Consider the following 26010-nt stretch of genomic DNA (forward strand, 5'->3'; position numbering starts at 1 on the left):
ATAATGTGCAAATGTTCGGAAATAATCTGCAAAACCTGGAATAATTCGCAAAGATTTTGCACATTATTTCCGAATCCGTCCGAAATAATTTGAAAAAGGGATTCTGAAATAATGTGCTAATTTACACCCATGGTGCATAACCGCCGTGCACACTTGAACTCCTGTCGCTCCCATTAACATAAACTCAACGGCATCTCTCCAATTGGAGATCCCGCCAATTCCCGAAATCGGAATGCGGATACGCGGGTGTCGCGCGCATTCGGCCACCATATTTAAAGCAATGGGTTTTACTGCTGGACCGCAGTATCCCCCGTGCGCCCCCTTTCCTGCTACATGTGGAATCGTATTCCACGTATCTAAGTCCACCCCCATGAGACTATTGATTGTGTTGATCAAACTGATGGCATCTGCCCCGCCTTGGGCAGCCGCTTCAGCGGTCGCCGTAATATCGGTAATATTAGGAGTTAATTTAACAATGACAGGGGTGCGTGCCACCTCTTTGACCCAATATGTTTGTCGTTCGACCAATTCTGGCACTTGACCTGATGCCGATCCCATCCCCCGTTCCGCCATTCCATGCGGACAGCCAAAATTGAGTTCCAACCCATCCACGCCCACATCTTCTACTCGCTTCACAATCTCATGCCATTTTTCGCGCTTGGGCTCGACCATCAAAGAAGCAACGACAGCCCGGTCAGGAAAACGTTTTTTCGTCTCATAAATTTCCTTTAAATTTTCCTCAAGAGGACGATCCGTGATTAATTCAATATTGTTAAAGCCCATGACTCGCTGTCCGTTAAAACTGATTGCCGCAAATCGGGACGATACATTCAAAATAGGTTCCCCTAATGTTTTCCATACCGCTCCTCCCCAACCCGCCTCAAATGCCCTTTGCACTTGATACCCCGAATTGGTGGGAGGGGCGGAAGCGAGCCAAAATGGATTGGGGGACTTGATTCCCGCTAAGTTAATGCTTAAATCAGCCATTGCCGTTCCCTCCTCTCATTTAGGCCGTTTCGCTTACTGCCTTTGTCAAATATCGATGAATCCCGTAAGCTGCTTCCTTCCCTTGCTGCGCTGCCACCACCACCATCGCTTCGCCTTTTCCTCTTTCAAAAATCACATCCCCACAAGCAAACACCTTCGGATTCGACGTTTGATAAGTTTCAGGATTCACCTTGACTACGCCATGATCATGCTCTAATCCAAAAGCTTCAATCAATTCGATATGGCGCTCTTGCCCAATGGCTTTAATGACAACATCAACCGGCATAATAAATTCCGATCCCTCAACCGGAAGAGGGCGGCGGCGGCCATCAGCGTCTGGTTCTCCCAATTCCATCCGAACGCATTCAACATGAGTAACCTTGCCCTTACTGTCGCCAATAATCCTTTTGGGTGCTGTTAGCCAGCGAAATTCGACACCATCCTGTTTGGCAAACTCATACTCAAATTCATAAGCTGTCATTTCTTCTTTCGTCCGGCGATATAAAATTTTTACATTTTCCGCTCCTAGACGCACCGAACAGGTAGCTGCATCAATCGCGGTATTTCCCGCACCTATCACAACTACCCTTTTCCCCACCAGCCGATCAGTCAACGGTTTTGTTTTCGTCTCTTTAATCAACTCAATGGCATCATATACTCCGTCCAAATCTTCTCCCGGGATTCCTAACTTTGGCACTTTCCCCATGCCAACAGCTAAAACAACAGCATCATAATTTTCTAGGAGCTCGTTTACTTCAATATCCTTACCAACCCTTGTATTCGTGCGGATTTGCACGCCTAAGCTTTTGATTTGATTGACTTCCCACAACGAGATATTTTGAGGGAGGCGGAAAGAAACAATGCCATACGTGTTTAGCCCGCCTGCTTGGTTCTCCGCTTCAAAAATGGTCACTTCATACCCAAGACGAGCTAGTTCTCTGGCCGATGATAATCCAGCAGGGCCGCCGCCGACAACCGCCACTGTTTTTCCATTTTTTCGTCCCGCTTGGAATAATACTTCTTTATTTCGGATCGCCCAATCGGTCGCATATCGCTGCAATTTTCCAATCATAATGGGTTTTGTAGAATGATTTAAAACACAAGCCCCTTCACATAATTCCTCTGTCGGACACACTCTTGCACAACTGGCGCCAACCGGGTTTGACAACATAATGGTTTTCGCTGACCCTTTTACATTCCCAGAAGCAATTTTTTTGATAAAAGCGGGGATATCAATCCCTGTCGGACAAGCTCGAATACAAGGAGCGTCATAACAGTACAAACATCGATTCGCTTCTTCCATTGCTTCTCGATCTGTCAAGCCAGGCTCTACTTCTTCAAAGTTCTTTTCCAAACGTGATTGCTCCATCTCCATCCCCCTCCACGCGTCATTTTTAAAGAAAGGGAATAGAGTCATTCCCTCCTCCCCTTTCTCGCTGCTTTCTATGGAAGTAAAGCCGTCATTTCACTATAGGTTTCCGGACGACGATCACGGTAAAATTGCCAAATATCGCGCACTTCCCGAATCATCTTCTTATTCATAACGCCAATCACCACTTCATCTTGATCACGGCTGCCCATGGCCACAAAGTTCCCTCTAGGATCAACCAAGTAAGACTGCCCGTAAAACTCTCCCATGTTCCACGGTGCTTCATATCCAACCCGATTGATGGCAGCCACGTAATAGCCATTGGCAACGGCATGAGCCGGTTGTTCCAGTTTCCATAAATATTCGGAGAGACCTGCTACCGTAGCGGATGGATTGAACACAATTTCAGCGCCTTTTAGTCCTAAAATTCGCGCTCCCTCTGGGAAATGACGGTCATAACAAATATAAACGCCGATCTTGGCAAATGCGGTATCAAATACCGAATAGCCTAAATTTCCAGGCTTAAAATAAAATTTTTCCCAAAATCCACAGCCCTCGTTTCCTACCCCGACATGCGGAATATGCTGTTTGCGATACTTTCCTAAGTAGGTTCCATCGGCATCAATGACAGCTGCCGTATTATAGTAAGTAGCAATTCCTTCCCTTTCATAAATCGGTAGAACGATCACTACCCCCAGCTGTTTTGCTATTTCCTGAAACATTTTGGTCGTCGGACCATTTGGAATTTCTTCCGCCGCCTCATACCATTTTGTATTTTGCTCGGCGCAGAAATACGGGCCATAGAAAATCTCTTGCAAACAGATGATTTGTGCTCCCCGATCTTTTGCCTCCTTGACAAGCTTGACGTGCTTTTCAATCGCCTTTTCCTTATGAACCTCGACCGGCTCGTCCCCATGCACATTATGAGAAGCTTGGATCAAACCAATGGTCACTTGATCAGCCATGCTCCAATCACTCCTTCTTCATTTTATCTAGTTTCACAATTAGGCTGAACTTTAAGAATATTCTACATAGTAAATCACCAGCTTTTCATTATACACTTTGTTAAATAATAGAAAACATTGATTGTTCACTATGTAAATTTCAGCGAAATAAATATACAGCTAGACGAAGTTGCTCCCTAGGATTGAGAACATCAAAATGTGAGGAATAGTTACACATTTTACATAATGAATAGATTTCTCTTTTTCTTATTTGACAAATCGTATAATGAAAAATTTACATAGTATAGATAGAATTTTCTTAAATTTCTCTTTTATACACTGGATTTTTAAAAAAAGGGGGATATGAATGAAAACACAAATTGAACACAATGGGATTGTGGTCTTGACGGAGGAAGCCGCACAAGAAGTCAGTGGAAGTCCTTTATGGAATGATGACTTGCGTCCGACAACAAGGCAAGAACATTCATGGAAAGGAATCAATTTTGCTACATTGTGGATTGGAATGTGTTTATGCATTCCTTCATACACCATGGCCAGCGGCATGATTGCTTTAGGAATGAACTGGTGGCAAGCTGTTGGTACCATTTTTCTGGGGAACGTGATCGTCCTTATTCCGATTTTATTAAACTCTCATGCAGGAACAAAATTCGGGATTCCTTATCCTGTGTTTGCCCGGCTTTGGTTTGGAGATAAAGGCGCCCATATTCCCACTTTAGCCCGGGCCCTTGTAGCAGCCGGATGGTTTGGAATCAATACGTGGATCGGAACAAAAGCCATTGACACATTACTCATGGCATCATTCTCTTCGTGGGGAAATTTACCGGGACATACAGCCATTGTATTTGCATTATTTTGGATCTTAAATATCAGCGTTGCTTATAGAGGCCCAGAAGGCATCAAAAAGCTAAGCGCAGTGGCTGCACCTGTTGTCGGGATTTCTTCCATCATTTTGCTCATTTGGGCATTTACGAACGCCGGAGGATGGGGACCGATTTTAGAGACTCCTTCTAAGTTCGAAACAACCGGTGAATTTTTGAAAGTCTTTTTCCCTTCTTTAACTGGCGTCATCGGCTTTTGGGCCACATTGGCATTAAACATCCCTGATTTTTGCCGATACGCACAGAGTCAGAAATCACAAATGGTCGCCCAAAGTTTATCCTTGCCTATTACAATGACTGTTTTTTCATTTATCGGAATTGCCGTAACCTCAGCAACCATTGTGATTTTTGGTCAAGCCATTTGGGATCCCGTGCAGCTGTTAGCTAAATTTCCCCCATTTGTCATTCTATTAGGGACTATTATTATTGTCATCTCTTCTGTAACTATTAATGTGGGTGCCAACGTGGTTGCCCCTGCCCGAGCGATCGAAAATTTATATCCGAAGCGAATTACATTTGGAATTGGCGCGATTATCACAGGACTATTCGCTATTTTATTGCAGCCATGGTATATTATGTCCAACTTTGGGAATTATATATTCGGCTGGCTTGGCACATACGCCGCTTTGCTTGGACCCATTGACGGCATTGCTATTGCGGACTATTGGCTCGTTCGCCGAAGACAGTTGCACCTAAAGGAACTGTACAAACCGAATGGCCGTTACAATTATGCAAATGGGTTCAACAAAAACGGAGTGTACGCACTGATTGTGGGAGTCGTTATTCCTGTACTTGGTTTATTCATACCGCCACTTCGTTTTCTTTGGGACAACGCGTGGACATTTGGATTGTTCATTGCAATTGGTGTCTACACCTACTTAATGAAAAACGACCAAAGCGTATTAAAGGAAGGCGAGTATGAACAAATCACCCTTTTCGATTCAAAACATAACAGTCCGACAGAAATCGCAAAATAATGAATCATTTACACCTAAACAGCCTATCGATGACAGAAGGCAAGCAGTGTCACTGGTTAAACGTTGACATCGCCCTCCCACGAGGGCGCTTTCTTTTTGCAGGAAGCTGCTATTTTCCCTTATCAATCCTGCACCCAACCTTATCTACGCTTGGCATGCAAACATGACAACTTTTCGAACTTTCCACGGCATCTATTATATCGACAGCGACTACGTTATATACTGACATTGAGAATGATTTCACAAGTTAGGAGGACTTAAATAATGATTGTCCACGAACTGACGGACATCGAACATCTATTCACTGAACAATTGCAGGAAGGCTACTACGTGATTCGCGAAACATACCAAAACGTACTCGTTGAGCCGGAAGACGGCGACACCATCCGGCAAGTGGACGCCGGAACAGAAGAAGTCGTCACCATCGTATTTGATCCCGGCGACGAATACTCCCTCATTTGCCTTGACACCTACACTTTCGCCGACGGCATCCCGTCTTTAGCGGAGCTCAAAGAAACGATTGCCGCGGAGTACGACGTCTTTGTCGACCACCGCTGGGCTGCGCCGTCATTGTAAAAAGCGCCTGAAACAACGGACATCAGGGACTCGGAACATAGACGCAACGCCTGCTTTACCAAAGCGCTTTTCATCAGCCGAATCGAAAAGCAGCCCGTCCGCCTAGCGAGCGGGCTGCTTCGATTTCTTCTCGAGCCGAAATACACGAAAGCCGATATCAAGCTCTGTCTTCCCCGTTTCACGGACGATTTTCTCTCCCGCGCGGCGAATGCGCTCGCGGCCGATGTCGCAAATCGTTCGAAACCCCGCCCGATACGCCGCTGACGTTTCCGCAAGCGGCTCGGGAAGCTGCACCATGAGAAACGACCGCCGGCCGCCGTCTTCGGCGTTTTGCTGCATGACGGCATGGGCTGTTGTCGCCGAGCCGGAAAAAAAGTCGAGGATGAGGTCGTCATCTCTCGTTGTCAGCGCCACCATGCGCTGAATGAGCTTCACCGGCTTCGGGTAATCCATCACCGCCAGCCCGCCGAACAGCTCCTTCAGCTCCTTTTTCGCCTCCTGCGAATGGGACACCTCGTCATGCGTCCAAATCGTAAGCGGCGTCACCGTCGACTTCACTTCGCTTAAAAACCGCTTCAGGCGCGGCACCCCGTTTCCGTCTTTGCCAAACCAAATGCGGTTATCCGCCGCCAGCTCGGCGAAGCGCTCCTTCGTCACCCGCCAGCAATACCCATTCGGCGGGGAAACGACCCGACCGCTTGGCGTCACAATCTCATAAATCTTTTCCGGAATCGGCGGACCCACCGACAAATCGCCTGACGTCCATGGACCGCGTGGGTCATTGTCTGGGTTGGCATACCGCCCATCCGCTTCCGGATGGCGCGGCAAGCCGTACCAAGCCAGGCGATCGATGTTTTTCGCATAGCATAAAATGAAATCATGGTTGCGCGAGGCGAACTTGTTCATATTCACGGGCGAAAACGCCCGCTGCCAAATGAACGTGGCGACAAAATTCCGCTCGCCAAAAATTTCATCGCACATTTTTCTCAAATTCGCCTGCTCCGTATCATCAATGGAGATAAAGATGGCCCCCGTCTCGGCTAACAGCTCCCTCGCCACCCAAAGGCGCGGGTACATCATGTTGAGCCAGCCGGCATGGGCACGCGCTTCTTCCTGGATTCCGCTAGGAACAACGGCTTTCCCCTTGCGCCAATTGTCTTTGTACGTGAGCACTTTTCCTGTATTGTACGGCGGATCGATGTAAATCATTTGAATGGTTCCCGCATGCGACGTTCTCAGCAGCTTTAACGCCTCTAAATTGTCTCCTTCAATATACCAATTGTTCGTCGTCTCCCACTGTTTGCTCGCTGCCTGATCCGGCCGCAATACTCCGGACGCAGGCAGCTCAGCGAGCCGCCTCGCCTCCGCCTTCCCCGGCCACGTGAACTCATATGCTTCTTGCCGTTCGTGACCGCCAAACACTTTCTTCAGCAACTCCCAATCGATGCCCCCATCCACAACCGCTTCCGGAAAGAGCTTTTTGATCGCCTCAAGCCTTGCATCCGCTGCCGGTTTCCTTCTCCCGCCGACGTTTGCCATGGCACGCCCCCTCTCTTGTCGCGTATTCCTAGCACAGTGCTTCTTATCGACAAATCTTATTTCCATTATTTCTCCATGGCTCGGCGGTTTCCTCCCTTAATTTTCTTATCAACTATTCACCGTTCGTACATCAATCCCCATTCCGTCCCCAAAAAAATCGCCATGCCCCCTCTTCCGAACCGTGCGCGGCTGCGCTCAGCATGGAAACAAAACGAGCCAACAAATGGAGAAGGCGGCATGGCGGATGGCGACCGCTCATACGGTTTTCAAAGAGAGGAATGGTCCACCTTTTCAAGCTTAGAACAGCCGACCCGGTACATGTACAGTTTGACGCCGTCGATCATGAATGCCCGGGCTTCCCCACGCCGTGAAGCGTAGTGCTCGAGCCCGAGCATAAAATTCACTCCTTCACGGTATTCCTCGTTGCCGATCACCTGAAGCGACGGCGACATGAGTTGGCGCGAGAGGAAGAGGATCGTCTTTTTCCGCGCCCGTGTAAGCGAAACGTTGAGGCGGTTCAAACTGTAGATGAACTCCCCTTCCATCACAGCCAGTTCAGGGTCGGCGACGCCGTAGCTAATGATCGCCGCATCCGCCTCTTGCCCTTGCATTTTATCAACCGTATCGACGAAAAACGGCGGGCGCAATTCTTGGCGTTCAAGCTCACGGCGAATGGCGCGGATTTGCGCCCGATGTGGCGAGATGATAAACAGCCCGTGGCGCCAAAACGCTTGATCGCCATCCGGCGTGTCATCATACCGTTTTCCATCACCATCAAGGAGCCGTTCCCGAAGCACCCTCGTTATGTTGGCCACCCAGCGCGCTTCGGCCTCATTTTCTTGCGTGCCGTGCGCACCATCATAAACGCAAACAACAAGCGGATAATCGGGGTCGATCGCCGCTTCCACCCATTCATCGGCAGTTGGAGCGTCGACGAGCGCCAATGTTTGCTCGGCAATTTGGCGGTTGAACGCTGTATAGTCACGTCCATAAATCCGATCGGCCGGGTAGCGGCAAAGCGCCTCATTCATACGGAAATTGTCCGTCAATTGGCGGGTATACCGCTTCTCGACATCGGCGTCAAACAGCAGGCGGAAAATCGAGTCGAACAGGTGCGGCTCCCCTTCCGCGGCCGCATACGCCCCTTGAATGATTGGCGGCAGCTGGAAATGGTCGCCGACGATAAGCAGCCTGCCTGCTTTTTTGACATGGCGCTGCGCCAACAGTGAATCGGCCACGCGGATTTGCGACGCCTCATCCAGAATGACGACGTCAAACTCTTCTAGACAGTCTTTTTCATACGCCCTTTGAATGCCGTACAGCGTGGCGCCAAGCACCCGATGCCCGCCGTTGCCCAGCCATCGGGGAAGGTCACGGTCCGCCACCTCGGCGATTCCTTTGGCGTTTTCCGTCTGAATCTCGCCGAGTTTCGCGATATGGACGCTGCGCCGCGGCGCAAGCTCCTGAATTTTGCGCAGAACGTTTTCGATCGCCGCATGGGTGAAACCCGAAACAAGAATGGCAAGCCTTCGCCCCCGTTTTTCATACATTTCCATCAGCAACCGAAGAGCAACGGCAATAAAATGCGTTTTCCCGGTGCCAGGCGGCCCCCAGACGAGTGTCAACGTATGACGAAGAAATTGAAGAAACGCCTGGCGCTGGCTTTTTGTCAACCCGCTTCGGCGGAGAAGCGCCTTGACTTCCTCTGCATCCCAGTTGGGACGAAACGTTTTCCGATAGCGAATCGGATCGCGAATCAAGTCCAAGATGCGATGATTTTCCTGATCCAACTGTTGCAACGCCTGCAAGACGCGCGGGGTGGTAAAATCGGCATGCCGGATCGACAGCCGATACTCCTCTCCTTCCACAAGCGGAAACCGGTCGATCCATTTGGGCAACTCGAGCTCGAGTTCAGCTGTCTTGCCATCATCTTCGATGGCGCGAATGCGGGTAAAGTACAAATTGGCCCATTGGGGCGGCTTCCATTCGCTGGAATACTTATAATCTGGAAACGTCTGTTGCGCCTTTTCTCCTTCCTCATTGCACTCCGTCAAAAGCCAGCTCGCCTTTAGATCGATCGTTTCAAGCGCCTGGCGGTTGTTCAATCGGAACCGATCGCCGCCAAGGTACGTGACATGAAGCGTCACTCCGTTCTCAAGCCGCTCCGAAAGCGGGAGCAGGCGGCTTCGGCGAATTTCCAAGTAGTTTAATAGCGCCTCGTAGCGCGCCATAAACGCCAGCTTGGACACAAGCGGATCACGGTAATCAGCCGAATGAGGAAACGCAAATTTTTCCGGCCAGACCATAAGTGGCGAAGGATCGACGCTCTCGGCCCACGCACGGATTCCTTGAATGATGCTGTGAGCGGCCCAAAGGCGGCGGCTTAGCTCCTTCTCGACCGCTTGCCGTGTTTCCGTGTCCCCTGTTTGCCAGGCATCATGCAGCACATCCAGTTTCATGGCGTTTGTCAAACGAAATGAAAAACGCTCACTCGCCGAGTACAGAAACGGCGAATCATGGTAGACCGCAATATACCGCGACAAGTCTTCAAGACGGTACGCAACATGCGTCGGCAAGGCGAACAGCTGACTCACAGCCGTTGTCAGCACAACGACAGGAAGCGGAACGATTTCATCTGGATGATCGTTGACACTTGCTAGTGAGCTGCTATGAAAATACGACAGCAGCCGAACAGCTTTTTCGTTATAGTCTGGATCGAACAAAAGCGCTTGAAGCAGCTGCTGCACATTGTCCCATTCATAGTTGTCGGTGACATACGCCTGCACCGATTTTTGCGACCGCCACTCTCGATCCCGGTTGTAATCGTGCACCGTCTGAAGCAGGCGGTCCAGCGCATCGGCAAACGTTCGGCCAACCGCGTCGCATTCTTCCAGAGAACCAGCAATAACATGATGCATTTCTGATCCCGTTCCAAACACATCTGTTCCACCAACACGGTACAACGATGCCGCCGCAATCTTCCCCGTCAACGGATCGCGTTGCGCGGTGAGAATCAGACGGATGTCTTCCCATATCGGCATATGCGTCACCGCCTGGTCATACGGAACGACCTTTTCCTCCGCAATCGCCTCAAGCTGCGCTTCAAGCCGCCCAAGTTGACGCGCCAATCCAGCGTTTTGTTTTAGGACGTGTCTCGTTTCTTGACGCTCAAGAAGTTGGCGAAACTCTCCGATCGTCTCCGGAAGCTGCCGCTCGCGGATAAAGCGGGACGCATGGCTCGATAAGTACGGAACGAGGGAAATATGCGACTGTTTCCGCGCTTTGTCGAAACAGTAATCATAGAACGGGCACCATTCACAGCGATAATCCAAATGCCAAAACAGCTCATCGGGTTGCTTCTCGGCCAGCGCCGTCAATTCGCTAGCCAAAAACTGCTCAAGAAACGGAAGCAGCTGTCCGATATCTGTCAGCTGCGGCTGCTCGGTTTTGTACGTCCATATCCCGGCTTCGCGCAAATCGACGCTGCCCTTAACGCCGTGCTCCTCTAACACCGAGGACAACATCAACGCGTACAGCGCCGTTTGCACGCGGTGGGAAAGCTTCAACACGTCTGATGATTTGATGTCGATGATGCGGAACACAAAGCCGTTTTGCCCCGGAATGCACTCAATCAAATCCGGACGACACGCCGCAAATCGGATCACTTTCAGATCCAACCCGTACCGTTCGTAAAAGCGCGGCGGCGCGATCAATGTCGGCTGGTATAAATAGCGCTTGCTCGGCTGCTTCAGCTCGCGGATCGTCTCCTCTCCATCCAAATAGCAGTGGGAAATCGGTGCGCCAGGCTCTCGCTTCCCCATCTGCACTCGGCCGGCCAAATAGGTCGTAATCACTTCCTCTTCCCACTCAACCCCTCGGCGCAGCACGCTCTGATGCACCGCGGGCCGCTCAAACAGCTCTTCCGGCACATCGAGCTCGCTGCGCCGTTCTTTCGCCAACGACTGAAAATAAAAATTCCGCTCGCACTCGTGATAAAAATAGCTTGCGATTTTGGCAGGAGAAACGTAAAGCATACATCGATCCCTTTCTAAAAACATACTAGCCGACATCCGCACTGGGACTTGTCAGTTTGTTTATTCATTGTATCATATGTTTGTACGCTTTCCTATATACACCATTCGTGCTTGTCCGACAAGAACATATGTGCTATAATGAAAGAAATTAGAATGAAAGAGGGGCCAACCATGAGCGAAGAGATCCTCTTGCAACTGTTCGACCGGCTCGGTCATATCGAAAACACGTTGCATCTCCTCGTCGAAAGCCACAAACGGCTGGAAGCGGAACAACAAGAAATGCGAAAAGAGCAGCAGGAGATCCGAAGAGAACAACAAGAAATACGGAAAGAGCAGCAGGAGATCCGAAGAGAACAACAAGAAATGCGAAAAGAACAGCAGGAGATCCGAAGAGAACAGCAAGAAATGCGGAAAGAGCAGCAGGAGATCCGAAGAGAACAACAAGAAATGCGAAAAGAACAGCAGGAGATCCGAAGAGAACAGCAAGAAATGCGAAAAGAACAGCAGGAGATCCGAAGAGAACAACAAGAAATGCGAAAAGAACAGCAGGAGATCCGAAGAGAACAGCAAGAAATGCGGAAAGAGCAGCAGGAGATCCGAAGAGAACAACAAGAAATGCGAAAAGAACAGGAAGAATTCCGACGGATCCAGCAAGCTCTCCTTGAAGGCCAAAAGCGGTTGGAAGAAGAACAAGCCCATATCAAAGCCGGCCAAAAAGAGCTGTATGACTTGATGTCTGCCCTGCTTCACCGCCAGGATGAAACCGACGCCGCACTCGACGCCCTCGCGATGGACGTGCACAAACTTCACGGCGAAGTTTCTTCCATCCACCAAAGACTCGACTCCTTAGAGAAAAAAGTCGATTCCCATGCCCAATCATTCACCGAACAGCTGAACAACATCAAGCTTGACATCACCTTCCTCTCGAACAAAGTCATCGAACACGAACGGGAAATCTACAAAATTAAGAATGTCATTTTATGACGATAAAGCAGGCGGGCCGCCTAAGCCCGCCTGTCCTTTTATTTCAATCCTTCTTCCACCTGTTTGATCATTTCCGACACCGACGTCAATCCGCCGCCTGAGAGATACCAATAATTTGGATCCAAGTAGACAATGTGGCCGTTTTGATATGCTTTCGTCTTTTTCACAAGCGCATTTTCAATCGTTTGCTTCGCTGTCGGCTTTCCTTCTACAACGGCGTCGCGGTCAATGACAAACAAGTAATCCGGGTTTTTCTTGGCAATGTACTCAAATGATACGCTTTGTCCATGAGGATTCGTCACTTTCAAATTCGGGTCTGCGGCTGGCACGCCGAGCACATCATGGATGAGCCCAAAGCGCGAACCTTTGCCGTACGCACTCACTTTCCCACCGGTCGTCAAAATGATCAGCGCTTTTTTGTCTGCAGCCTTTGTCTTCACTTCTTCGATTTGTTTTTCAATATTGGCCAGTTCCTCATCTACTTCTTTTTCTTTGCCAAACATTTGCCCGATCAACTTCATATTGTTTGTAAACGAATCCCAATAATGTTGAGTGTCAATCCCTATATAAACAGTTGGGCCAATCTCTTTCAACTTGTCATACAAATTTGCTTGACGACCGGAAATAAAAATGACATCCGGCTTGATTTCGCTCAATTTTTCAAAATCCGGCTCCATCAGGCTGCCGACGTTTTGGTAGTCGCTGCTTTTATATTTCTCCAAGTATTTCGGCACGTTCATCTGCGGCAAAGCTGTCACCTTCACCCCTAGTTTATCAAGGGTGTCTAGCACTCCGAAATCAAAGACAACCACTTTCTCTGGATTTTTCTTGACTTTCGCCTCTCCAAGCTGGTGCTTGATCGTCATTTCCTCGGCTTGTTCCGTTTTCTTCTCGTCATTCTTCCCACTTGCTCCGTTGCTTGTATTCTCCTTATTGCCGCAAGCAGCCAGTACGATGAGAAGCAAAGCAACCACTACCATCAGCCAACGCTGTTTCATTGGCTATACCCCCCCTTTGGAAATTCAAATTATATGTTGACGGCTTTCGTATTCACTCGACAAGGGGCGCCCTTTCTTACCGATGTCAACATGAAAGCCGGCTCAACCATTTTTTACTGAATTGAAAGCTTCTTCATATACTTGACTTTGATCGCGTCTCCCCGTCCCATGTTTGAATCCGAGACGGAGCTCTTCACCAAGCATGCCCATAGGCTTCCACAGCCCGCTTTTTCACTAGTCAAGATGGACGCTTTCTCATGGGAAATTGCTAAAAATACACACAGATGCGCCGATTTTCAATCGTCTGCACGCGCACATCCAAATCATAAATGCCGCGAAGCACTTCATCGCTCATGATCGATGAAACATCCCCTTCACAGACGACCGCTCCATCTTTTAACGCGACCATATAATCGGAGTAACAGGAGGCAAAGTTAATATCGTGCATCACCATCACGATCGTTTTGCCAAGCTCATCGACCAGCTTGCGCAACACTTTCATCATTTGCACGGCGTGTTTCATATCCAAATTGTTCAACGGCTCGTCCAAGAAAATATAATCCGTATCTTGCGCCAACACCATCGCGATATAAGCTCTCTGCCGCTGTCCGCCGCTCAACTCGTCCATATAGCGGTCTTGCAATGGCTCCAACTCCATATAGCGGATCGCCTCACGCACATAGTCGCGATCTTGGCGCGTCAAGCGGCCGCGCGAATACGGAAAGCGGCCGAACGACACCAATTCGTTTACAGTCAAGCGAGCCGCAATGTGGTTGGATTGCTTCAAAATGGAAATTTTTTTCGCCAACTCTTCTGTACGATAATGAGCAATTTCCTTTCCTTCAATCCAGATTTCCCCGCCATCTTTTTGAATTAAGCGGCTCATCATAGACAAAAGCGTGCTTTTCCCCGCCCCGTTCGGGCCAATGAGCGATGTGAGCTTGCAACGCGGAACAGATAAAGATACACGGTCAATCACGGTCTTCCCGCCGTATCGCTTCAATACTTGTTTCACCTCTACCATGCTTTTCGCTCCTTTAACAAAAGGTATAGAAAATAGACGCCTCCGACCATGTTGACAATGACAGACAACGTCGTCGAAAAGGTGAACACCCGCTCGACCACCAGCTGGCCGCCAACGAGGGCGATGACGCCGAACAGCGCCGCTCCTGTAAGCAAATAACGATGTTCATACGTTTGAAAAAACGCATACGCCACATTGGCGACTATCAATCCGAAAAACATGATGGGACCAACAAGCGCGGTCGAAACCGACACCAACACCGCCACAACCATCAAGAGCCGCTTGACGACCGTTTCATACGCCACGCCTAAATTGATCGCATGATCTTTGCCGAGCGACAGCACGTCCAACTCGTGAAGATGACGGTATGTATACAATGTCGCGGCCGCAATGAGCAGGCCTGCCGGCCAAAGCAAGTCTGTTTTCATATTGTTGATGCTCGCAAACACTCGATCTTGAATGATGGAAAATTCATTTGGGTCAATCAAATATTGCATGAAAGACGTCAAACTTTGGAAAAACGTACCGAGAATCATCCCAACAAGCAAGATGAAATATAAATTTTGCCCTTCACGGCGAAACAAAAACGAATACAATAAAACTGAAAAACCGATCATCGACCCAGCAGACAAGAGAAAGTGCGAGGTGTCGCCCATCATGGTCAACGTCGTCGAACCGAACAAAAACACCACAGCAGTTTGTACAAGCATATAAACGGAATCAAGCCCGATAATGCTTGGAGTTAAAATACGATTATTGGTCATCGTCTGAAATAAGACGGTCGAAACCGCCCCCGCCCAGCCGACAAGCACCATCGCTACAATCTTTTCGCTCCGCGAGCGCAACACATAGTCAAAATCCCCTCGCAAGTGTGCAAACAAAAACAGCACGATCAATCCGAGCGCCAATACCACGAGCACAACCACTTTCATCCGATTAGACATACTGCTTCGTTCTCCTTACGAGCAAATATAAAAAGGCGCCGCTTCCGATTACTCCAACCGTCAAGCCGATCGGAATTTCGTATGGATAAATGGCGACTCGGCCAAATACATCGCAAATTAGCACAAACAAAGCGCCAAATATGGCTGTCAACGGCAATACTTTGCGCAAATGATCCCCATAATACATCGTGACGATGTTCGGAACGATCAGCCCTAAAAACGGCAGCGTCCCAACCGTCAACACCTCAACAGCAGAAACAACAGCGACAATGAGGAGACCAGTGTAGACAATCGAACGGTAGCGAACCCCTAAGTTCGTCGCCATCTCCTCCCCCATGCCGGCGATCGTAAACCGATTGGCGTATACATAAGCGATTGCCATGAGCGGAACGCTCACATACAGCATTTCATAACGTCCTTGCATCATAACGGAAAAATCGCCGTGCATCCATGCGGACATCGATTGAATCAAATCATATTTATAAGCCAAAAACGTCGTGACAGAACCGACAATATTGCCAAACATCAAGCCGATGAGCGGAATAAAGATCGAATCTTTGTACTTCACACGATCTAAAACCGTCATAAACAGCAACGTCCCGACAAACGCAAACACAACGGCAATAGCCGCCTTCACAAGCGGCCCTGCGGCAGCGAATGCAATCATGGACACCAACAGGCCGAGCCGCGCCCAATCCATCGTTCCCGCCGTCGTCGGCGACACAAATCGGTTTTGGCTCAACTGCTGCATGATCAAGCCGCAAATGCTCACGCTTGACCCAGCGATCAGAATGCTGATAAGCCGCGGCAAGCGACTGATCAAAAACACTTCCCACGCCTCACGGTCGCCGGCAAACAGCTCGCGAGGCGATAAATCATGCACACCGACAAACAATGATGCCGCAGCCAAAACAACAAGAAGCACCATCCATTTTTTCATGTTTTCTCATCCTGTCTCCCGTTCTATCCCATCATACAAGTCGAATGACGATGCCATGTCCAGACTCAATTGCTTTACAGGTGCAATTATGATATTGATTATCTTTACCAATTAAAAAGATAAATTCTGCTTGTGTGAGAAGCAACTAGCACCGCCAAGATGGCTGGCATCTCCTCAATCGTTGCTCTTTTCAAGCCAAACCATTCTGTCCACATGCGGCCACCACATCTCACTCCATTCTTTTGAAAACCATGTCCCCGCCCAAACCTCTAAAAAGAGAAGGATTATCATTTTCACATACCATATTTTAATTGATAAAAATTATCATTGTCAATATTTTCATCATTTTTTTTCTGTTTTCTTATTTTTTCTTCATTTATCGACAAAAATAAGGTCCTCTTTCGTTTGAGACACCCTTCCTCTAGAAGGACGATGGTGGGCAAAAGAGGGGCGAAATACGTTCAGCCTTCTAAAATTCCTGCACCTCTCGAGGTTGCCAATTTCGGCGCAGCATCCATTGTTGACCAGCAAGATCGGAAGGCTGGAAAATGTTGTACAACATGCTGTTGGTCCCAACATCTTTTTCATCTTGTATAATTCAGCTTTTTCTCGCGAAAATGCTGCCGATTTGTATGCAACAGCATGTTTTGTCCAGCCTTCCCGTATCTAGACTTATATTCCTTTCTGCAACTCAATCTCCATCTCGAGCAAAGCATAGCTTAACGTTTTGCCATGCGGGTCAAGGGCCAATGAGGTAGTGACGCCGCCTTCAAGCGCATCTTGACAGACAAATTGCAAGGAGGCGATGTTGGGAAGTTCGTATCGAACCACATCCCCTTTCACAATCGAGCTCAAATGCTCCTTCACTTTTTCTGCGGTTACCATTTGGGACAGCAGAGGATAATCCGTTTCCCGAAAAGGAATAAGCGACAAGATTAACGTATTTCCTTTGTCCCCGGCCCGGCAGTGGGCCAAATCATACAACTTCACTCTCATCGTCGTCACTCCCGGATCGTTATTTGTACATTGACCATTTGGCGTGGAATCAATGTCGAAATAATGCCAATGACCTCATGCACGTATTTCCTTGCCCCGCCGCCGCCTGCCGGGCCGTTTGTGTACAGCGATTCCACTTCCTCACCAATCAGTTCAGCCTGTTCTTTTGTATCCGCTTTCCCTGCCACCCGCAACCGGACTTCATACGGCTCGCCGCCCTGTCCTAAAAATGACCGATGGGCTGATGATAAGCCAATATAGTCCACCTTCAGATTCACAAAACAGTCTTTTAACCGCTCATACACAATTTCCCCGGCAAGCTGCGCCCGCCGCAAAGCGTTCGGCCCCGCATACGAAATTTCGCCTTCCCCGACAAAACCGCCATGATAGCCAATGCTCACCTTTAACATATCTGGTTTTGTTTTGCCACTTCCTCCGGTGATCTCAACACGGTCCGGACCGATTTCGCGCAGTTGGACTGTTGTCAAATCAACAACCACATCAGGGGTGATATAGGCTGTCGGGTCAGTCACTTCATATAACAGTTGCTCTTTGACAGTCATCGGGCAAATGATCCCTCCTGTCCCGTCTACCTTGCTGATCACAGCCGTACCGTCAGGCATCACATCAGCAAACGGAAACCCAAGTCTAGCCATGCCAGGGACGTCTTTCTTTCCCGGATCCGCAAAATAGCCGCCGGTAATTTGTCCGGCACACTCGAGCAGGTGACCGACAATCGCTCCCTTAGCTAAACGTTCTGTATCATCAAGCGGCCATCCATAATGGTAAATCATCGGCGCAAGAAATAACGACGGATCCGCTACACGGCCTGTCACGATTACGTCTGCCCCCGACTGCAGCGCAGGCAGGAGCGCATCAGCACCAAGGTAAGCATTCGCGGATAATATCGTTCCGTAGCTATCGATCGGTTTCCCTGACTCAATTGCCAACATTTGTTTATCAATCTTTTCCATTACATCATCCCCGATGACAGCCGCTACTTTTATTTTTAGTCCCTTCTCCCGCGCCATAGCGGCGATGCGCTCCGCTGCCGCTACTGGATTGGCAGCCCCCATATTCGTAATCAGGCGGACGCGGTGCTTCACAATGAGCGGAAGAAGCAGTTCCATTCTTTTTTCTAATAACGGGTCATACCCGCGGGAAGGGTTTTTCCATTTTTGTTTTTGCGCCAAAGCAATCGTTCGCTCCGCCAAACATTCCAAAACAAGATAGTCCAACTGTCCCTTCTCTACTAAAATCGCGGCAGGCTCCAACCGATCACCGGAAAATCCTGCTCCAGCTCCTATTCTGACCATTTTCTCGCCTCCGTTTGCTTTCTTGTTACATTCCTTGTTATTATCAGAGAGAAATCGCCCCCGTAGCTAAAGCGACAATCGTCATCACAATAGTCGTTCCGAACGCCCATTTAAAAATAAATCGTTGGTGGGCACCAAGATCGACACCTGACAAGCCGATAAGTATAAAGGTGGATGCCGTCAGCGGGCTGAGCGGAAAACCAGTTGTCATCTGTCCCAAAATGGCAGCGCGCCCGATTTCGACGGGATCGATGCCGAATGAAGCCGCCGTTTCGCTTAAAATCGGCAAAACTCCAAAATAATACGCATCAGGGGTAAAGACAAGACTTAACGGCATGCTTGTGACCGCCACTATAAGCGGCAAATAAGATCCCATCGCGTCAGGAATGATCGAAACCATCGCTTTCGCCATCGCATCAACCATTTTTGTACCGGTTAAAATGCCAGTGAAAATGCCGGCTGCGAAAATCATCGTCACCACCAATACAACATTGCTCGCATGAGACGTGAGCCGCTCTTGCTGATCCTTGACATGCGGATAATTAACAAGCAAGGCAATCGCAAACGCAAGCATAAACAAAACCGGAAGCGGCAGCCACCCTTTAATTAAGGAAACGAGCAACACAATCGTCAAAATGACATTAAACCAAAATAAGTTAGGCCGTTTCGCCTCTCCCCCGTCAAGTGACGGTGTCAGTTGTTCCGTATCCAGTTCGACGACTCCCACTCGTTCCCGTTCCTTTTTGCCGAGCCAATAAGCAGCAAACAACACCCAAACAATCCCCGCCAACATCGCTGGAAGAACAGGGTTAAACAACTCGGTTGAATCGACATGCAGTGTTGCCATAGCTCTAGCCGTCGGACCACCCCAAGGAATCATGTTCATTACTCCAGCCCCTAAACAAACGACACCCGATAGTGTAAGCGGATTCATTCCTAAACGCCGATAAAGAGGAAGCATCGCCGAAACGGTAATCATAAAAGTCGTCGCCCCGTCGCCGTCGAGGGCAACCAGCAATGTTAGCGTTGCTGTGCCGATGACAATCTTTAACGGATCACCTTTTACTAAACGAAGGATGCGCGAAACAATCGGATCAAACATGCCGCTGTCGATCATCAACCCGAAATATAGGATGGCGAATGCAATCATAATCCCCGTCGGAGCTACTTTTTGAATTCCTTCCAACATCATCGTTCCCATCTGCGTCCCAAACCCGCCGATCAGCCCAAAAACCACCGGTACAAGCACTAAGGCAATCAATACCGAGATTTTTCTTGCCATGATTAAAGCCAGAAAAACACCAATCGTTAAAAACCCCAATAACGCCAACATTATCCCATTCCCCCTTCAAAATTGTTTCGTTCTATTTTCTTGCAAAATAAGTGCCAATGCCAAAAACAAAAACATCCGCTTTACATTCAATACAGCGGATGCGCCTTTTCTTATTCTTTAGAAAATGAATGGCTAAAACATGAATGCACTCCTTGTTGCTGCTCATTTCTAAAAAACTAGAATCGTTTCTAGGAAATTAAAAAAGACAATGAGCGATTGATTGCCAAAAAAGAAAAACCTTAACAGGCAAGGTTTAGTGGATAGCGCTTACAAATCAAGAATATTTGCTTCACCACAGCTCCCCTCTAATATTTATCATCCGTTAGGAGCAGAAGAAGGCAAATCCTCGGAAATCCCTAACTTTTTCAATTTGTTATACAACGTGGCGAGTGACACGCCAAGCTCTTTAGCCGCTTGTTTCTTCCCTTGTACATCGGTGCCAAACTGACGAAGCGCTTCGACAATCAAACGCTTTTCTGTTTCTTCAAGCATCTTTCGTAACGGTTGGATCGATGTAGAGGAACGGAAAACCTCCGGGTCTTTCATGATCGATGGGGGAAGATGATGCAGATCAATTTCCATTCCATCAGTCATGCAAATGGCATAATCAATCACGTTTTTTAATTCTCTTATATTTCCAGGCCAATCGTATGATTGCAACAAAGCCGCAGCCTGGCTGATTGAGCAAACAGGACGCTGTCCCCCACCACCTGAGGCTTGTATTATAGAATGAGCCAAAAGAGGGATATCTTCCTTCCGCTCACGGAGCGGGGGGAGATGAAGCGTAATTACATGAAGGCGATAAAACAGGTCTTCCCGAAAATACTGCTTTGCTACAAGCTGGCGCAAATCCTTATTTGTTGCGGCAATGATGCGCACGTCAATCCTCCTTTCGTGTGTATCTCCAACTTTGCGAATTGTCTTTTCTTGCAGCACACGCAATAGCTTTGCTTGCAAATCATACGGAAGATCCCCGATTTCGTCCAAAAAAATCGTTCCCCCGTCCGCCAGTTCAAACAGCCCGATTTTCCCTCCTTTTTTCGCATGTGTAAACGATCCCTCCACATAGCCGAACAATTCGCTTTCCAGCAAAGCGGCAGGAATGGCCGCACAATTTACAGGAACAAATGGATGTTCAGCACGCGGACCCTCCTGGTGAATCGCCTGAGCAAACAGTTCCTTGCCGGTTCCACTTTCCCCCATAATTAACACTGGCAAGTCCGACTCTGCCGCCCGTTTCGCGATACGGATCATTTCCTTGATCTTGTCATTATGGCCGATGATATGCGCAAACGTATAAGTAGCCCGATAAATCGAATAGACGGTCCTTTTCAATTCATTCAATCTTTCTTTGTTTCGCTTCAGCTCCTGCGTCAATTTGTGCACTTCCGTCAGCCCTTTGCAAACTGATACCGCTCCAATCACTTGGCCATGGACAACAATCGGTGCCATATCAACGACATACTCATTGGAACCTTCCTTGCGGTACACCCCGGTTCTCACTTTCCCGTCCTTCAACGTTTCTGGGAGAAGGGCGTTAGGCCGCACATCGCGCAGCCGTTTACCTATAATCTCGTTTTCCTTCACACCTGTTATGCGTGTATACTCCGGATTGACAAGGCGCACAACCTCACAGTCATCGATCACTAGTACGCCGTCATGGACGGACTGAAGAATGGCGAACAGCCATTGCGCTTGTCCATCAGCATCTTTGACGAGCTTGTCGAAACGACTCACCACTTTCATTCCCCCTTCCACAAAGAAAAAAGCTATTTCTCCCCTTTGTCTTTGATTTCTAAGCGTTTCTATCAGCCAAGCAACAGCAGACTTCTGGAGCGAAACGTGTTTGTTGTTATTTTGTATGCAGCTTCACCGCTCTTCACGACGTCAAAAACGCAAAAATCTCCTTCACGGAAAAGCGCACCTCGGGAAACGTGTACGATGCAGCCGCCCCGTTGGCTGCATCGTACACGTCTTCTAGCTGAAACGCTCCCGATTGCCAAACGTATTTTTCCATCACCTGGTGCTGATAATCGACAATCCAATACTCACGGACTCCCGCCTTCTCATAATAATGGCGCTTCAGCAGCCGGTCGTTGCGGGCGGTGCTTGGCGACAACACTTCCACCACTAGGTCGGGGGCGCCGTAACACCGACCTTGGCACAGTTTCGTTCGATCACCAATAATAGATAGGTCGGGCAGCACCGTTACATTTTTCGTTCCTTTTTGTTCATCTTCAAACAAAAGGACGACTTGGAGGTTGCTGCCGAACACAAGACAAGGACTTCCTTTTAACGCCATGCGAAACTCGGCAATCAAATTGGCGACCACCCCTTCATGCTCATAAGGAGCTGGGGACATCAACACAATCGTTCCTTCGTACAGCTCCATCCGCTCATCTCCAGCCAAAGAAAAAAACTCGCCGAGCGTATACCGGCGTTGTTCGCCTGGTTGGCTCATGCCGTTCTCCCTCCCTGCACATGCTCTTTCTTCTATTGTAAGCAAACCGTTTGCTCGCCGACAATCGCCTTCACCAATGGCTTGACGCTAAAAAAAAAAGCGCCCTGCCTAAACGGCAGCGCACTTTCCTCAACTTCTTATCCTTTTACAAACACCGTTTTAATCGCCGTGAAAAACTCGATGGCCGCCCGTCCTTGTTCCCGCGAGTGGGAGCTGGACTGCTTCATCCCGCCAAACGGCGCTTGCAGTTCGACGCCGGCGCTTTCTTCATTAATCCGGACGAGCCCGGCCTCGATGTCTTGGATGAACGCGAGCATCTTGCCGATATTTTGCGTGAAAATCGAGGCGCTCAATCCAAACGGTGTGTCATTGGCGAGAGAAAGCGCTTCTTCCAGCGAATCCACTTTGATTAACGCCAACACCGGCCCGAAAATTTCCTCGCGAGCGATCGTCATGTTCGGGGATACGTTCTCAAACACCGTCGGCTCTATATAAAACCCGTTTCCGAGCTCTCCATCGACCAAGCGGCGGCCGCCGCAAAGCAATGTCGCCCCTTCTTCGATCCCTTTTTCGATATAAGAAAGAATCGTCTCCAACTGCTTCCGGCTGGCGCACGGCCCCATCCAAACGCCGTCCTCGAGTCCATTGCCGATGTTCAGCTGCTTCACTTTTGCCAACAATTTTTCCTTAAATTGATCATAGACGGTGCGCTGGACGAACACGCGGCTTGTCGCCGTGCATTTTTGTCCCGTGGAGCGCAGCCCGCCGCTGATCGTTGCTTCGACGGCGCGATCAAGATCAGCGTCCTCGAGCACGATCACCGGATTCTTTCCGCCCATTTCCAGCTGGTATTTCGCCCCTCGGGCCACCGCTTTTTGGGCGATCGTTTTGCCGACTTCATTGGAGCCGGTGAAGGTGATGCCGTGAATGTGAGGGTGTTCGGCGATCGCATTGCCGATGACCGATCCTTTGCCTGTCACCAAATTCACCACACCGGCCGGCAGCCCCGCCTCGTCAAAGCATTCCACGATTTTCGCTGCCGTGACCGCCGTTTCCTGCGCCGGCTTAAACACCACCGTGTTTCCATAGACGATGGCGGGTGCGATTTTCCAAATCGGAATCGCGACTGGAAAGTTCCACGGCGTGATGACCCCAACCACGCCAAGAGGCACGCGCGTGGTAAACATCAACGCTTCGCTGTCCATGGATGGAATGACCTCGCCGATGGACCGCATCCCCTCCCCAGCATAGTAGCGCAAAATATTGACTCCCCGCTGCACTTCCCCTTTTGCTTCCGGGAGCGTTTTTCCCATTTCTCTTGTCATCGTTTCGGCGATCTCGTCAAGCCGTTTCTCAAGAACGTCAGCCGCGCGGAACAAATACTCTCCGCGTTTCGGGCCGGACAGCTTCCGCCATGCCGCCTGCGCCCTTCGCGCCGCCTCAACCGCAACGTTCACATCCTCGACTCCGGACTCTTGAACGTAGCCGACGATATCATCGATGTTGGCTGGGTTAAGGCTGGCTTCGATTTTTCCAGTGGAGGAATGAATCCATTCGCCATTGATGTAATTCAAGTATGTTTGTTTTTCTGTTCCCATCTTCATAATATCTTCTCCCCCTTTCCATTCACGTGATCGCTGCATACGATCTTGGAAAAAATGTTTGCCCCTGGTCATGATCTGAAAAATACAAGTTCATAACACTACTATAATATAGTTGAAATATTTTGTGAATTATATAAGTTGCAACTTTTTTACATAGCATTGTTCGCTCTTTTTGTCACCGTGCCAGCTTTTCAAGTGATAAAGATAGGACATGGAGATCGGAAATCCTTTATTACAACCTAATATAGATTGAATGCGGCTACAATGAACAAAACACCGAAGCCATTGCATGAAAGCAACAAAAAACCAACCTCCCCTAAACAAGGAGAGGCTGGTTTCCATTTCACCCTGACCACTTTAATCATGGAAATTCGTCCCATCCGTCACTTCTTTGACGATGCCGGCGCGGATGACGAAGTCGCCGAAGTGTTCACCGTCAAGCCGCTCTTTCGCATAGCGGGATAGGAGCATGCGCAGTTCGCGCAAAATTTCCTCCTCGCCGATGTTTTCGCGGTACAGTTTGCCTAAGCGCGTGCCATTGAACGCGGCTCCAAGGTACATGTTGTATTTGCCGACCGCTTTGCCGACGAAGGCGATTTCCGCGAGCACGTGGCGGGCGCAGCCGTTCGGACAGCCCGTCATGCGGATCGTGATTTCTTCGTCGCGCAAACCGTTTTCATCGATAATTTCCTCGATTTTATCGAGCAGTTTCGGCAAGTACCGCTCCGCTTCCGCCATCGCCAAACCGCACGTCGGCAAGGCGACACAGGCGAGCGCGTTGCGGCGCAAGGCGGTGTACCGGCGGCCGTCGGTCAAGCCGTATTTGGCGATGAGCGCCTCGATTTCCGGCTTTTTCTCGCTCGTGACATTGGCGATGATCAAGTTTTGGTTTGGCGTCAACCGGAAATCGCCGGTATGGACTTTCGCGATTTCGCGCAGGCCGGTCATCAGCTTGTAATCGTCGTAGTCTTTGACGCGGCCGCCTTCGACAAAGAGCGTGAAATGCCATGTCCCATTGACGCCTTCGACCCAGCCGTAGCGGTCGCCGCTATGCTCGAAATGGTACGGGCGCGCTTCGCCGAGCCTCCAGCCGAGGCGGCGCTCAATTTCTTCTTTCACCGCTTCCAGCCCAAGCCGATCGATCGTGTATTTGAAGCGGGCGTGTTTGCGCGATGAGCGGTTGCCGTAGTCGCGCTGAACGGTCATAATTTTCTCCGCCACTTCCACGACTTGATCCGGCTTGCAGAAGCCGATCACTTTCGCCAGTTGCGGATACGTCGTTTTGTCCCCATGGGTCATCCCCATGCCGCCGCCGATGGCGACATTAAACCCGGCGAGCTTGCCGTCCTCGACAATGGCGATGAACCCAATGTCTTGCGAGAACACATCCACGTCGTTGGACGGCGGAACGGCGATGCCGATTTTAAACTTCCGCGGCAAATACGTCGGACCGTAAATCGGTTCTTCTTCACCGTCGACCGGCGGCGTGCCGGCGACTTTTTCATCATCAAGCCAAATTTCGTAATACGCCCTCGTCCGCGGCAGCAAATGGTCGCTGATCAGCTTCGCCCATTCATACACTTCCGCATGCACTTCCGACTGGTACGGGTTCGGGTTGCACATGACGTTTCGGTTGACGTCGCCACAGGCGGCGAGTGTCGTCATCAAGGCGCCATTGATGGCTTGCATCGTTTTTTTCACGTTCCATTTCAAGACGCCGTGCAGTTGGAACGCCTGGCGCGTCGTTAATTTTAACGTGCCGTTCGCGTATTTGCGGGCAAGTTCATCCATGACAAGCCACTGTTCGGGCGTCGCCACCCCGCCCGGCGTGCGCACGCGGATCATAAATTGATAGGCCGGTTCAAGCTTTTGTTTTTGCCGTTCGGTGCGCACGTCGCGGTCGTCTTGCAAGTAGCTGCCGTGAAACTTCATCAGCCGGTTGTCATCATCTGGGATGCCCGCGCTGAGCGGGTCTTCCATCGTTTCGGCAAGCGTGCCGCGCAAGTAACGGCTTTCCTGTTTAATGCGCTCGACATCGCTTGGCGGTCCGTCCGGCGCTTTTAACTCGACTTTCGCCATTTCCGA

Annotated in this window: 18 protein-coding genes and 1 pseudogene; 3 read left to right on the forward strand and 16 right to left on the reverse strand. The window is 49.5% G+C overall.

Annotated features, from left to right (window positions below; translation table 11 throughout):
* Positions 1–117: 117 nt before the first annotated feature.
* The 3 genes and pseudogenes from preA to ACVBDQ_RS12895 all read right to left on the reverse strand — a co-directional run.
* A pseudogene (gene preA, locus ACVBDQ_RS12885) lies at positions 118–987 on the reverse strand (NAD-dependent dihydropyrimidine dehydrogenase subunit PreA); the annotation flags it as partial.
* Between the two features lie 19 nt (positions 988–1006).
* Complete coding sequence (locus ACVBDQ_RS12890) at positions 1007–2356, reverse strand: NAD(P)-dependent oxidoreductase (protein WP_011230917.1); 1350 nt, start codon at positions 2354–2356, stop codon at positions 1007–1009.
* Between the two features lie 74 nt (positions 2357–2430).
* Complete coding sequence (locus ACVBDQ_RS12895; protein ID WP_011230916.1) at positions 2431–3321, reverse strand: nitrilase-related carbon-nitrogen hydrolase; 891 nt, start codon at positions 3319–3321, stop codon at positions 2431–2433.
* Positions 3322–3667: 346 nt separating this feature from the next.
* Here ACVBDQ_RS12895 and ACVBDQ_RS12900 point away from each other — a divergent pair, with 346 nt between their 5' ends.
* On the forward strand, positions 3668–5176 hold the full coding sequence (locus ACVBDQ_RS12900; RefSeq protein ID WP_011230915.1) for an NCS1 family nucleobase:cation symporter-1: 1509 nt from the start codon (positions 3668–3670) through the stop codon (positions 5174–5176).
* A 264-nt stretch (positions 5177–5440) separates the two neighbouring features.
* Positions 5441–5752 (forward strand): hypothetical protein, encoded by a 312-nt coding sequence (locus tag ACVBDQ_RS12905; RefSeq protein WP_011230913.1) that lies wholly within the window; start codon positions 5441–5443, stop codon positions 5750–5752.
* 102 nt (positions 5753–5854) lie between these two features.
* Here ACVBDQ_RS12905 and ACVBDQ_RS12910 read toward each other — a convergent pair whose 3' ends face one another.
* Together ACVBDQ_RS12910 and ACVBDQ_RS12915 are read right to left on the reverse strand one after the other, a co-directional pair.
* Positions 5855–7291 (reverse strand): site-specific DNA-methyltransferase, encoded by a 1437-nt coding sequence (locus ACVBDQ_RS12910; RefSeq protein ID WP_011230912.1) that lies wholly within the window; start codon positions 7289–7291, stop codon positions 5855–5857.
* Positions 7292–7557: 266 nt separating this feature from the next.
* The gene (locus ACVBDQ_RS12915) at positions 7558–11325 is read right to left on the reverse strand and encodes an AAA domain-containing protein (protein WP_446663245.1); all 3768 of its coding nucleotides are present in this window, start codon (positions 11323–11325) and stop codon (positions 7558–7560) included.
* Between the two features lie 171 nt (positions 11326–11496).
* Here ACVBDQ_RS12915 and ACVBDQ_RS12920 point away from each other — a divergent pair, with 171 nt between their 5' ends.
* Positions 11497–12309 (forward strand): hypothetical protein, encoded by an 813-nt coding sequence (locus ACVBDQ_RS12920; protein ID WP_446663246.1) that lies wholly within the window; start codon positions 11497–11499, stop codon positions 12307–12309.
* Between the two features lie 38 nt (positions 12310–12347).
* Here the strand turns inward: ACVBDQ_RS12920 and ACVBDQ_RS12925 are convergent, their stop codons facing one another.
* The 11 genes from ACVBDQ_RS12925 to cysI form a co-directional block, all read right to left on the reverse strand.
* Positions 12348–13307, reverse strand: a complete 960-nt coding sequence (locus ACVBDQ_RS12925) for a siderophore ABC transporter substrate-binding protein (protein WP_020278752.1) — start codon at positions 13305–13307, stop codon at positions 12348–12350.
* Between the two features lie 268 nt (positions 13308–13575).
* A complete protein-coding gene (locus tag ACVBDQ_RS12930; RefSeq protein WP_446663247.1) occupies positions 13576–14331 on the reverse strand; it encodes an iron ABC transporter ATP-binding protein in 756 nt (251 codons plus the stop codon).
* Complete coding sequence (locus tag ACVBDQ_RS12935; RefSeq protein WP_446663248.1) at positions 14325–15275, reverse strand: iron chelate uptake ABC transporter family permease subunit; 951 nt, start codon at positions 15273–15275, stop codon at positions 14325–14327. Before ACVBDQ_RS12935 ends, ACVBDQ_RS12930 begins: the two co-directional genes overlap by 7 nt.
* Positions 15268–16215: an ABC transporter permease gene (locus ACVBDQ_RS12940; protein ID WP_015374604.1), complete on the reverse strand. Its 948-nt coding sequence runs from the start codon at positions 16213–16215 to the stop codon at positions 15268–15270. Before ACVBDQ_RS12940 ends, ACVBDQ_RS12935 begins: the two co-directional genes overlap by 8 nt.
* A gap of 672 nt (positions 16216–16887) precedes the next feature.
* Positions 16888–17211, reverse strand: a complete 324-nt coding sequence (locus tag ACVBDQ_RS12945) for an AtuA-related protein (RefSeq protein WP_015374603.1) — start codon at positions 17209–17211, stop codon at positions 16888–16890.
* Positions 17212–17216: 5 nt separating this feature from the next.
* Positions 17217–18527, reverse strand: coding sequence for an acyclic terpene utilization AtuA family protein (locus ACVBDQ_RS12950; protein ID WP_015374602.1), 1311 nt, complete (start codon positions 18525–18527; stop codon positions 17217–17219).
* Between the two features lie 43 nt (positions 18528–18570).
* Complete coding sequence (locus ACVBDQ_RS12955) at positions 18571–19860, reverse strand: CitMHS family transporter (RefSeq protein WP_015374601.1); 1290 nt, start codon at positions 19858–19860, stop codon at positions 18571–18573.
* 315 nt (positions 19861–20175) lie between these two features.
* A complete protein-coding gene (locus ACVBDQ_RS12960) occupies positions 20176–21606 on the reverse strand; it encodes a sigma-54 interaction domain-containing protein (protein WP_446663249.1) in 1431 nt (476 codons plus the stop codon).
* 133 nt (positions 21607–21739) lie between these two features.
* Positions 21740–22321, reverse strand: coding sequence for a Uma2 family endonuclease (locus tag ACVBDQ_RS12965; protein ID WP_446663250.1), 582 nt, complete (start codon positions 22319–22321; stop codon positions 21740–21742).
* Positions 22322–22458: 137 nt separating this feature from the next.
* On the reverse strand, positions 22459–23925 hold the full coding sequence (gene gucD / locus ACVBDQ_RS12970) for an alpha-ketoglutaric semialdehyde dehydrogenase GucD (protein ID WP_446663251.1): 1467 nt from the start codon (positions 23923–23925) through the stop codon (positions 22459–22461).
* A 357-nt stretch (positions 23926–24282) separates the two neighbouring features.
* Positions 24283–26004, reverse strand: coding sequence for an assimilatory sulfite reductase (NADPH) hemoprotein subunit (cysI, locus tag ACVBDQ_RS12975; protein WP_021322746.1), 1722 nt, complete (start codon positions 26002–26004; stop codon positions 24283–24285).
* Positions 26005–26010 lie beyond the last annotated feature (6 nt).

The sequence above is a fragment of the Geobacillus sp. CCR genome (genome assembly GCF_052906625.1).

Coding starts and splice junctions, on each gene's coding strand:
- ACVBDQ_RS12900 (WP_011230915.1), top strand. CDS start 3,668: ATGAAAACACAAATTGAACACAATGGGATTGTGGTCTTGACGGAGGAA.
- ACVBDQ_RS12895 (WP_011230916.1), bottom strand. CDS start 3,321: ATGGCTGATCAAGTGACCATTGGTTTGATCCAAGCTTCTCATAATGTG.
- ACVBDQ_RS12940 (WP_015374604.1), bottom strand. CDS start 16,215: ATGAAAAAATGGATGGTGCTTCTTGTTGTTTTGGCTGCGGCATCATTG.
- ACVBDQ_RS12945 (WP_015374603.1), bottom strand. CDS start 17,211: ATGAGAGTGAAGTTGTATGATTTGGCCCACTGCCGGGCCGGGGACAAA.
- ACVBDQ_RS12915 (WP_446663245.1), bottom strand. CDS start 11,325: ATGCTTTACGTTTCTCCTGCCAAAATCGCAAGCTATTTTTATCACGAG.
- ACVBDQ_RS12910 (WP_011230912.1), bottom strand. CDS start 7,291: ATGGCAAACGTCGGCGGGAGAAGGAAACCGGCAGCGGATGCAAGGCTT.
- ACVBDQ_RS12905 (WP_011230913.1), top strand. CDS start 5,441: ATGATTGTCCACGAACTGACGGACATCGAACATCTATTCACTGAACAA.
- ACVBDQ_RS12960 (WP_446663249.1), bottom strand. CDS start 21,606: ATGAAAGTGGTGAGTCGTTTCGACAAGCTCGTCAAAGATGCTGATGGA.
- ACVBDQ_RS12950 (WP_015374602.1), bottom strand. CDS start 18,527: ATGGTCAGAATAGGAGCTGGAGCAGGATTTTCCGGTGATCGGTTGGAG.
- ACVBDQ_RS12925 (WP_020278752.1), bottom strand. CDS start 13,307: ATGAAACAGCGTTGGCTGATGGTAGTGGTTGCTTTGCTTCTCATCGTA.
- cysI (WP_021322746.1), bottom strand. CDS start 26,004: ATGGCGAAAGTCGAGTTAAAAGCGCCGGACGGACCGCCAAGCGATGTC.
- ACVBDQ_RS12955 (WP_015374601.1), bottom strand. CDS start 19,860: ATGTTGGCGTTATTGGGGTTTTTAACGATTGGTGTTTTTCTGGCTTTA.
- ACVBDQ_RS12965 (WP_446663250.1), bottom strand. CDS start 22,321: ATGAGCCAACCAGGCGAACAACGCCGGTATACGCTCGGCGAGTTTTTT.
- ACVBDQ_RS12930 (WP_446663247.1), bottom strand. CDS start 14,331: ATGGTAGAGGTGAAACAAGTATTGAAGCGATACGGCGGGAAGACCGTG.
- ACVBDQ_RS12890 (WP_011230917.1), bottom strand. CDS start 2,356: ATGGAGCAATCACGTTTGGAAAAGAACTTTGAAGAAGTAGAGCCTGGC.
- ACVBDQ_RS12920 (WP_446663246.1), top strand. CDS start 11,497: ATGAGCGAAGAGATCCTCTTGCAACTGTTCGACCGGCTCGGTCATATC.
- ACVBDQ_RS12935 (WP_446663248.1), bottom strand. CDS start 15,275: ATGTCTAATCGGATGAAAGTGGTTGTGCTCGTGGTATTGGCGCTCGGA.
- gucD (WP_446663251.1), bottom strand. CDS start 23,925: ATGAAGATGGGAACAGAAAAACAAACATACTTGAATTACATCAATGGC.